Below are 9,938 nucleotides of genomic sequence, written 5' to 3' on the forward strand. Positions count from 1 at the left end.
ACTCTACGCCGATGATAGTGCGGATTCCCGTGTGAAAGTAGGTAATCGTCAGGCTCCCTAAGCCAGGAACCCCCGCCCGAAAGGCGGGGGTTTTTGCATTTCAGCGACGGAAACGTGTGTGGAGCACCCGGCATGGGATGCATCTCGTGCTGTATGCGCTGGTGGTCACGATGCCGCTGATCGGGTGGCATAACTGGCGCTGCTGGTGTAGCGCGAGGCGCGTAGTCATAGTCGGTGCGGCCGCCGTAGCGGATGCAGCTGGCAATGTGGGAGCGGCAGCCATTGCCGGTGCCGCTGGCACGGAGGGGGCCACATCACCATGAACGGCAAGTGCAGGAGGGTTGCTGCAAATTTCCAGTGCAGCAAAATTGCAGCAATAAATGGCCAGAACGCAAAAAGCCCACCACGAGGGTGGGCTAAATGCTCGATTTATCTGGCGTGGCGCGATGGATTCTAACCCTCGATCTACGGATTAAGAGTCTGCAGGTCGAGATAGCCGATGCAGTCGCCGCTGTACGTAGCTAGAGGTTCTATGACCTCAGTTGTGCCGGTTTGCGGGAAAATGTAGACAGACTCATAACCCGAGAAAATGCGCCTTACGGGATAAGCGCTTCCAGCTGAGGGTGGACCCATAAGGCGAGAAAATGGACGCATAAGTCGAGACGAATCGTCCAGACCACCTCGGACTCGAGCCTGGGCTTGTGACAGGACGGGTCCTATCCCACCAGCATCGCTCTCTCAGCTTTGTACAAGCTACCGCAAAAAACCGCGCGTCCGGCAAGGCGATTTAAGCTATTTGTGCCCCGTGAGCGAACCCTCTCCTTGCACGCCGGCGGTCGAGAAATGTCCAAGTTTCCGAGACTGGCCTACAAACACGCCAAGCAAATCGCGCTCGCCAATTAACGAAGCCGCTACTGAATAGGTCCCTCTCTATCCCGTCCCGCGCCCGCGCCCGTGCCGTCGGTGGCTGGTCGAGGCGCCGGCGTCCGCTCGTCGCAACCTGGCCTGGAGGGCACTCATGAAATCCCCACGCCTCTGTCTCGCCTGTGGCACCGCGTTCGTGCCGCTGCCGCACGTTCCCCGTCAGCGTTATTGCTCATCGGAATCTTGCCAGCGAGCTCGTCGACGTGATTGGCAGAACCGCCGGCTCCGTATCGACAGCGATTACCGCGACAACCAGGCCCGGGCGCAGGCGAGATGGCTCGCGGGCCACTCGGGGTACTGGCGCGAATATCGAGCCTCGCATCCGGCGTATCGCGAACGCAATAGCAGCATGCAGCGGACGCGCAACGAACGGCGGAATTCCAGGGCGGTTGCAAAGATGGACGTGTCAGGGCGCCCGCAGTCCCTAGGCTCGGGCTTCTACGTCCTGTGCCATGCGGATGACGCCAACGTTGCAAAGATGGACGCGTGGACCGTTCATATAACCGTGCTGTCTGCGCCGCCGGCGCCGCCGGTCTGATTGCAAAGAGATGACGTGTTACGCGTTGGCGTCGGGCCTGCTACCTTTGGCCTTGTCACTGTTCGCTTTAGAGCACTACGTTTCGACGTGAGGTCGCGGCGTTCGCATTCGGGCTTCTCCCTGCGCATGGTGCCTGCTGCGTGTCTGTGTCTGAGTTGTGGAGCGGAGAATGTCATTCAACAGCGCAGGTGCATCAAGCGTAGCCAGCTCCCTGGCAGGACGGGCAGCTGAGTACGTCCGCATGTCCACCGAACACCAGCAGTATTCGACTGAGAATCAGCGCGACCGGATTCGAGACTACGCAACCCGTCGCGGATTCGACATCGTGCGCACATATGCCGATGAAGGGAAAAGCGGTCTTCGAATCGACGGTCGCCAAGCACTTCAGAATCTCATTTCCGATGTGACGAATGGAAAGGCAGATTTCTGCATAATCCTCGTCTATGACGTGAGTCGTTGGGGCAGATTTCAGGATGCCGACGAGAGTGCGTACTACGAATACATTTGCCGCCGTGCAGGAATTCAGGTTGCGTACTGCGCCGAGCAGTTCGAGAACGACGGGTCGCCAGTCTCGACTATTGTGAAGGGGGTGAAACGCGCAATGGCCGGCGAGTACAGCCGAGAACTGTCTGCGAAGGTGTTTGCCGGCCAGTGTCGTTTGATTGAAATGGGTTTCCGGCAAGGAGGCCCAGCAGGCTATGGGTTGCGTCGAGTATTGGTCGACGAGCACGGTCTCATGAAAGCGGAGCTGCATCGAGGCGAACATAAAAGCCTGCAGACGGACAGGGTTGTCCTGATGCCGGGGCCGGAAAGCGAGGTGCGAATCGTCAATTTAATCTATAACTGGTTTATCGACGAATCGCTCGACGAATACGAGATTGCAGCTCGCCTTAACGGCATGAATGTGCGCACTGACCTTGACCGCGAGTGGACGCGGGCGACGGTACGGGAGGTATTGACCAACGAAAAATACATTGGCAATAACGTATACAACCGGGTGTCATTCAAGCTGAAAAAGATGCGAGTGATGAACACCCCCGATATGTGGATTCGAAAAGAGGGGGCATTTCAGGCAATTGTCCCGAGTGAGACGTTCTACACCGCTCAGGGCATTATGAGAGCGAGAGCGCGGCACTACTCGAACGAGGAGTTAATTGAGCGACTGCGTAATCTGTACCGCGCCCGCGGATTTCTGTCTGGCGTGGTGATTGACGAAACAGACGGCATGCCTTCTACGTCGGTCTATGTTTATCGCTTTGGTAGTTTAATTCGTGCCTATCAGACTGTCGGTTTCACTCCTGGTCGAGACTATCGTTACATTGAGACCAATCGCTTCTTGCGACAATTACATCCAGAAATTGTCGCGCAGACGGAGAAGAAAATAGCTGATTTGGGCGGCACGATGATACGCGACACCGCAACCGACCTACTGACAGTGAACGACGAGTTCACGGCCTGTATTGTGCTCGCACGGTGCCAGGCGCATGGCAATGGCCGAAATCATTGGAAGGTGCGCTTCGATACGAGCCTTCTGCCGGACATTACTGTTGCAGTTCGGCTTGACCATGCGAACGCATCGACGCTCGACTACTACCTTTTGCCGCGTCTCGATTTTGGGCAGCCGCGTATTCATCTCGCCGACCAAAATCCAATCGAGTTCGAGAGCTATCGCTTTGACACGCTGGACTACTTGTATGGAATGGCCGAGCGCGCTCGTCTCAGGAGAGTAGCGTGAACCCGCGACAGCAGACTGGAGAAATTCGGATGATTCCAGTCTCTCAGATTGAAGTCATTAATCCGAGAGAGCGCAACGGTCGGGTCTTCAACGACATCGTCGACAATATCAAGACCATTGGCCTGAAGAAACCTATCCTGGTCACTCCGCGAGTGACGGCTGCGGGTATAGAAAAATACCTGCTTGTATGTGGCGAGGGACGATTGAAGGCATTTCGCACGCTTGGGGAAGCGACTATTCCCGCACTCGTGGTGCATGTGAGCGATGAGGATGCGTACGTAATGAGTCTGACGGAAAACATCGCGCGCAGACAATGTCGGCCCATCGAGCGGCTTGCCGGCATTCGGCTACTGCAGGAGCAGGGTTATGCGCCGAAAGTCATTGCCGAAAAAACGGGTCTTACATCGACCTACGTTCACGGCATTCTCACGCTCCTGCGCCAGGGAGAAGAGCGACTTGTCGTTGCAGTGGAGAAAGGCCTCGTTCCCCTCAATGCGGCTCTCATGATTGTTGGTGCCGGCGACGATGACGCTGAAATACAGGCAGCGCTCCAAGAGGCCTATGAGTCGGGAAAATTGCGGGGCAAGCAACTGATGAGTGCTCGCCGCGTCATCGAGCGCAGAAAGGCACTCGGGAAGAGCACCGCGCACAATATGTCGAGCAAGTCCGCCGCCGTCACGACGTCGAGCCTCGTGCGGACGTATGAACGCGAGGTCGAGCGTCAGAAGTCGATGGTGAGAAAAGCGGAGTTCGCGCAGCAGCGGTTGCTATTTGTGGTCGGCGCATTGCGGCAACTGTTTGCCGACGAGAACTTCGTTAACGTGTTGCGCGCGGAGGGACTGGCAAGTCTGCCGAAGTATCTTGCCGAACGCGTCTGGCCAAGCCGGAGTGCCACATGACAGGCGTAATTCTTGGGTTCATCCCCGAGCCATTGTCGCTGCCGGTCACCGGCATCTTGCCTTCGCGCAGAGTACCGACACCCGTGGTTGAATCGCGAAAATTCAAGCAGATAAAGGCCTCCATTGAAGAGGTGGGTCTTATCGAACCGCTCTCGGTAACGCCGGTGAACCAGTCATCCGGGCAGCACGTCCTGCTGGACGGGCATCTACGTCTGCTTGCTATCCAGGAGTTGGGCCACGAGCAGGTTGCTTGTCTTGTCGCGACCGACGACGAGAGCTACACCTATAACAATCGTGTTAATCGCCTCTCCACCGTGCAGGAGCACCACATGATTCGGCGTGTGATTGACCGAGGCGTATCACCCGAACGATTGGCGAAAGCTCTTTCCGTCAATGTGTCGCAGATAGTGAAGAAGATGTCATTGCTCGACGGCATTTGTCCGGAAGCGGCTGAGCTCCTGGGAGACCGGCAATTCTCACCAGAGCTTGTCCGTGCGCTTCGCAAAATGAAACCGACGCGGCAGGTCGAATGTGTTGAACTGATGGTGGCTGCGAACAACGTGTCAGTCGCCTACGCAGAGGCATTGTTGGTGGCAACGCCTGCAGCGCGTCTTGTGGGTGAAAAGAAGCCACGTAAACTCAACGGCGTTAGCCCGGAGCAGATGGCCAGAATGGAGCGGGAGATGAGCAATCTGCAGACACAGTACAAGCTCGTGGAACAGACATACGGCCAGGACGTGTTGAATTTGGTGCTCGCAAAGGGATATCTGGCCAAGCTCCTCGAAAATGAGTCTGCCCGGCAATACGTTGCCCGGCACCATCCGGACTTGATGGTGGAATTCGAGTCCATCATTGCAACCATTTCTCTCGACCAGCAGCAACTCAGCACAGCCCTCCAGCCCAACCCTGTTATCGGTGTCAGTCACATCGCGGGCGAAGCACTGTGAGATGCACGCCATTGCTTTGGCATGTTCGCTCCACAATGGCGATGCTAATGCTTTGGTGCCGGGACATGCCGCCAAGTTTGTGACGATAGCTTTCGCGTCATGACTTCAGATGAAACCTGCGGTCGGTGGTAGTCACGGGAAAGTATCCTCCCAGCAGCCGGTCTCGCGGGTCGAATGTCGGACTCGTACCAATCGGGGAGATGAGAACGCGTGTTCTGAATGGTTCTCTTGTTATTGACCTGACCATTCCGAACAAGACCTGCCTTGTAGATGTGCCGCGCTCGTAGTGGACAAATCGACTCGTGCTGCTCAGGCAAAACCATGGGTCATATGGAAACTCTACTAATACATCTCGCGTCAGTGCCCTCGCAATCATCGCTGAATCACCATTTCCCTCGAACTGGTCGACTGGGCTATAGTAGAAGTCTGCCTTTACGGATATAAAATCTCCGTTCATAACCAATTCTGTCAGAAGCTCCGGTTCGTCCAGATAAGGTGTAATGTCGATAACGGCTCTATTTCTTGCCAACAGTTCAATTACCTGAGTGATGTAGGCGGCGAGATAAATTTGCTTGCTGCCGCTTACAAAGTATCCTCCATTTTGACGAGGTGCTTGCCAGCTCTCGTCGATGAAATGTCCTTGCGCGTTCAAAATTCCAAATTCGGTCAATTTCTCGCGTGCCAAGCTAGTTGGAAAATCGGGAAGCTCAAGCGTACTCTGAAGAACGCGGCGAAAGTTCACCCAATCCCAGCGGACCTCGTAAATTCGCCTGTCCGCGGACTCGAGAATCCATCGCTCAATGGATACACAAGCCTCCTCCCATTTCCTTTTGTAATTTATTATGCGCTCGGACGTCAAATTTTGCTCAAGTTCGAAATTGGCATGAGCTTTTGAGTGGTGTGCTATACACAGTACGGCAAGATTTGAGGCATCGTGATTTTTCGAAATGCTATATTTTTCGATATGATGAACCACAACTCCAAGCCCCCGTTTTTTGCAAACGCAGCATAGCTCAAGATTGCTTGCGAGCACCTGCCGCAGCGTTTTCTCCGGTACAGGTAGGCGTCGCTTCTTCAATGACGAGACTACCGATTCGGGCATGCCAAACTGCTTCAGCTTCAGTGGGGCCAGATTACGTAATTCTTCCACCGAGTAGCGAGCAGATAGGTTTGCAGCGACTCGTGTGTCACATCCGATGCCAACGAGATAGTGAAATGTCGCGGCGGAGGTTTGCAAGGCAGAAGTGATTTTCATATGGCTTGATATGTTTATATGTGCGACATTAAGTATCGAATTGGCGCAAGCGAGGTTGTGGCGAATCTCGAAATATTGTCTGATTTTCACATAAATTTCTAAATAAGGCGCGGTAAGACGGTCGCTTTATCGAGACCTATGCATCAAAAATCTACGGGAAATCCATGCGAGAATTCCAGTTCATTACGGGAGCAAGCACCATGGAAACCGCGCAGATGAACGAACTGACACTGGACAAGGCCACTGCGGGCCGGCTGCGACGGATGCTCGCTCGGGGCGCGGTGAATGGCGGAACCGCGCGTAGGATGGGGCCAACTGGCACAGTCGCTGCGGCGCAAGCATTTCTCGCCGGCCTGAATCTGGAAACGTTCGTCGTCGATTCCGAGCATGCGTTCCGCTGCCAGCTCGACAAGCACACACTTAAATTGCAGGCCGCTCTGCCTAAAGTCGACGGGCACGGCCAGTATTGGGGCGCCGCGCGCAAGTTCCTCAACATCTTTCTACGCCATTGCGCCTACAATCGGTACATCTGCGCTGAGTATGGACTCGACCGTCTTCTGCAGTGGTTAGAGCTGCCCCTTGACAGAGATGCAGCCAAAGGGCTGAAGGCGGCTGAAAAGGAGAGGGCGCCGAACATTAGGTCGAAACTGCCCTACTGGGCAGGCGTGATTCATCTCACGCCTGCCCAGAGCGACTTGTTCCAATCATTCGCGAAGCAGACTGCTACCACCAAGAACCTGTACCGAGTGCATCTGGATATACTCTATTGGAACGCTGAGCCCGAAAACAAGTGATGCTGCGGAGCTTGTCCGGTGCCTAAGTGCCTCGGCGCCTAGCGTGTGCGGGACTGAGTGTTCAATACTTGTGTGAGTACAGAACTGTTCAGGTCAGTGCGATAGTTTGCTTGTATTCGGGCGGGTAGAAGAGCAAATCGTTCATCCGTTAGGGAACGCCGGGGAACCTAGCGCATATCTGCGCGGACCGACACTTCAATGAAGGGCTGCATGAAAAAATCTCGAAAGATGCGCTCCGGCGCCGGCCGACGCCGTCGAGGAGACGCATCATCCCAACCGGCGGCCGCCCCAAATACGGTTCCGTCGACTGGCATGGACCGTGCGACCTCCGTAATAAGATTTCTCTACAAGCGAGCGAAAGCAATTGTCAGCATGAGTGTATTGACCGCCGCAGCGATGGCAGCGGTACACTTTCTGCAAGGTCAAGTAATAGTTTCCTTCTCGAAATCACTTCCGTCCGGCTACGAGTTTACGGCCGAGAACGACAGCTCAATTTCTCAAAGAATAGAGACCTTGCGCATTATGCCGAAGCTCGGCTCGCAAGCGCTCTTCGTCACGACCTCCGAAACGTACCTTCACGAAACAAGCCATGGTGCTGAGCTGCCGTACGGCAACACGTCGATGGTTCCCGCGGCGGACTTTCACGATATGGACGGGCAGATTCTACGCCCCAAGCAACGCATTACATTTCGTGTCCCGCCGCTTGTCGATTGGAATAAGCTCAAACCAGAAGCTAGCCTCGTCGACGTCAGATATCAAACCCAGCCGACAAACGTTTTGCTCGGATGGACTGCAAAGGTGGCGGAAGGATTAACGCTCATGAGGCTTCGTTTCGCGAACACATATATCGTTATCGACGACTATTGGACGCCCACAAATTCGAGTGGCATCAAGGCCGCATTAGCACATGCGTGTTCGGAAAATGTGTCGCTGCGCAAAAGTCCAGTATGCGAGTGAGTAGCGCGTAGAAGAAATCGCGATTGGCCGCGAATCGCGGCTTAGATTTAGGGAACAAAACTCGGATGGGACGCAGTGAAGGAGGTGGTGGCTGGCGAAGCGTTCTACCGACGTAGGCACCCCAATGTCTCGTTCGAAAAAGCCTGCGTCACAAATCAGTTCTTCAATGCGCAGGCGAAGGAAAACGCGCATTTGAACTCTGTCGAGTTGGTTGACCAGAAGCATCTCGGTGAGTCCCGACGTCAGCTCATAAGGAAATGTGTTTCGATAAGAAAATTTTATGCGTCATCGCTCTCTGTTCAGCTGTCGGAATCCATATACCGTTCTGCAGCGCATTCGTGCATGCCCGCCGAGTCATCGAGCCGCCGGGCAGGAGGGCCGCCCACCCCATCTGGTTGGCTTCGGTGACACGACGCAATGCCGCTTGCGTGAACGGGGGCTGAATCCACCGGCAGCGCGCAGGGGATAGCCGAGACTGCGGGGATTAGCGTCTGAGACATCGGCAACGGGATGGCGAAGCTAGCGTCCCGGAGGGCGCATACAGGCTGGCGGGCGAGGCGGCTCCATACCGGTGACATACGGGTGGCGATGCTGAGTGGAAGGCTTTCCCGGGCATATGCCGCAGGGAGGGCTGGGCTCAGCCTCACCACCCAGCGACTCAAACCCAGGGATATGCTTAGGGCTGAGCCTTTGGATGCGCGCCGGATATTCCGGAACTGCTGCTGAGCCAGCTCGCTAGTGTTCCGGAGCAGCCCAGACTCCTGGAAGCGCTGTAGCGGAAACGTCGAGGTCGATGTCGAGCGGGTAGTGCCGAAGCAACCGTACAGCGAATGCTTCGATTTCACTACGGTTAGCGACGTGGTCGGAAGAGGCGAGCAACTTCAGGAACTCGCGCGTCTCAATGACGGCTTTCGTACGTTCATATGGGGTCGTCATCATCAGCTCCATCAAGAAGGCGTTCAGTGACGTCGGTGTATGACGTCACCTCGTTCAGTTCGCACCATCTTTTCCAGATGTACTCGCCGTCGAGTGACCAGCCTTTCTTGCCGACCAGTTCGTAAATGCGTCCCGATTGAGTCACCCCCTGCAAGGTGACCCGGTCGAACGTCACAATCTGAGAGCTGACTCGTCCCGACGAGTCCAGCATGTCTACGCCAACAAAATGTCGGCTCGCGTTCTGCGTTTCGAATATGCGCCATCGAGATAACAGAATCGTGGGCAATTCGGACGTTGGCCGTGGTTTCCAGATGGGCATCGCAGTCTCCTGGTGGTGGGAAATCACATCCTTCTGCTCAGTTATTTGGTCCGGGCGGCACTACGTGAGAGTCGACCGACGTCCCGAACGGCGCGTACGTCGCCGATTGATGCGCACTGTCGGTTCGACGTATCGCTTTCTCATAGCGCCAACGATGCAGGAACAAACAGGTCGTGCCCGGCTCTTGCGCCGATAACGGCCAACCGGCCGAGGTCGGCGATACGAATCAGCGCGCCCCGCATTGCGCCATCAGGAAGCCGTTTCGCGCCGACCAGTTCGACGCGGGGCAGCAGGCGCGACAACGCTGACGACGTCGTGCCCATGGCACGCGCCAGGTCTGCCAGCGGGACATAGGCCTGCCTGAACGCCAGCAACTGGTGCGGTAGCACGACGTGGCAAGGTTGGCCGCGTCGTTGAATCAGTTCCGACGCCAGCAGCCCTTCGTCCGCCCAGTTTTGGATGGACTCCCATTTCCATCCGGTCGCTTTGGCCAGTTGCTGAATCGACATGCCGGCCTCGAGTGTCAACCTCGGACGTAATTTCCCCAGAAGTGTCGAAGTAAAATTCCCCACCCTGTTCGGACGGTGATCAGCCGGCGACGTGATCGAATGGGTTCCTTCGGGGGCGGCCCGGG

General features: G+C 55.8%; 9 protein-coding genes and 1 pseudogene. 6 read left to right on the forward strand and 4 right to left on the reverse strand.

What is annotated here, in order from left to right; translation table 11 throughout:
* Positions 1–1,018 precede the first annotated feature (1,018 nt).
* The 4 genes from AC0KUR_RS37190 (at position 1,019) to AC0KUR_RS37205 (ending at position 5,043) form a co-directional block, all read left to right on the forward strand.
* The gene (locus AC0KUR_RS37190) at positions 1,019–1,462 is read left to right on the forward strand and encodes a hypothetical protein (protein ID WP_473377330.1); all 444 of its coding nucleotides are present in this window, start codon (positions 1,019–1,021) and stop codon (positions 1,460–1,462) included.
* 169 nt (positions 1,463–1,631) lie between these two features.
* Positions 1,632–3,197 (forward strand): recombinase family protein, encoded by a 1,566-nt coding sequence (locus AC0KUR_RS37195; protein WP_060102825.1) that lies wholly within the window; start codon positions 1,632–1,634, stop codon positions 3,195–3,197.
* A 29-nt stretch (positions 3,198–3,226) separates the two neighbouring features.
* Positions 3,227–4,096 carry a plasmid partitioning protein RepB C-terminal domain-containing protein gene (locus AC0KUR_RS37200; RefSeq protein WP_473377332.1) on the forward strand — a complete coding sequence of 290 codons (870 nt, stop codon included), beginning with the start codon at positions 3,227–3,229 and terminating at the stop codon, positions 4,094–4,096.
* Positions 4,093–5,043, forward strand: a complete 951-nt coding sequence (locus AC0KUR_RS37205; RefSeq protein WP_049098583.1) for a plasmid partitioning protein RepB C-terminal domain-containing protein — start codon at positions 4,093–4,095, stop codon at positions 5,041–5,043. Before AC0KUR_RS37200 ends, AC0KUR_RS37205 begins: the two co-directional genes overlap by 4 nt.
* 97 nt (positions 5,044–5,140) lie before the next feature.
* Here the strand turns inward: AC0KUR_RS37205 and AC0KUR_RS37210 are convergent, their stop codons facing one another.
* Complete coding sequence (locus AC0KUR_RS37210) at positions 5,141–6,388, reverse strand: HNH endonuclease signature motif containing protein (RefSeq protein WP_473377331.1); 1,248 nt, start codon at positions 6,386–6,388, stop codon at positions 5,141–5,143.
* Positions 6,389–6,498: 110 nt separating this feature from the next.
* Between AC0KUR_RS37210 and AC0KUR_RS37215 the strand changes: the two genes are divergently transcribed.
* Complete coding sequence (locus tag AC0KUR_RS37215; protein ID WP_138143298.1) at positions 6,499–7,092, forward strand: hypothetical protein; 594 nt, start codon at positions 6,499–6,501, stop codon at positions 7,090–7,092.
* Between the two features lie 372 nt (positions 7,093–7,464).
* Positions 7,465–8,049, forward strand: coding sequence for a hypothetical protein (locus AC0KUR_RS37220; protein ID WP_138143297.1), 585 nt, complete (start codon positions 7,465–7,467; stop codon positions 8,047–8,049).
* Between the two features lie 735 nt (positions 8,050–8,784).
* Here AC0KUR_RS37220 and AC0KUR_RS37225 read toward each other — a convergent pair.
* From AC0KUR_RS37225 to AC0KUR_RS37235, 3 genes and pseudogenes are all read right to left on the reverse strand, one after another.
* On the reverse strand, positions 8,785–8,997 hold the full coding sequence (locus AC0KUR_RS37225; protein WP_307730542.1) for a BPSL0761 family protein: 213 nt from the start codon (positions 8,995–8,997) through the stop codon (positions 8,785–8,787).
* Entirely contained in the window at positions 8,969–9,304 is a 336-nt protein-coding gene (locus AC0KUR_RS37230; protein WP_027788785.1) for a hypothetical protein, read from the reverse strand. Before AC0KUR_RS37230 ends, AC0KUR_RS37225 begins: the two co-directional genes overlap by 29 nt.
* A 140-nt stretch (positions 9,305–9,444) precedes the next feature.
* Positions 9,445–9,938: pseudogene (locus AC0KUR_RS37235) on the reverse strand (hypothetical protein); the annotation flags it as partial.

It is taken from the genome of Burkholderia sp. YHN3-13 (assembly GCF_055810675.1).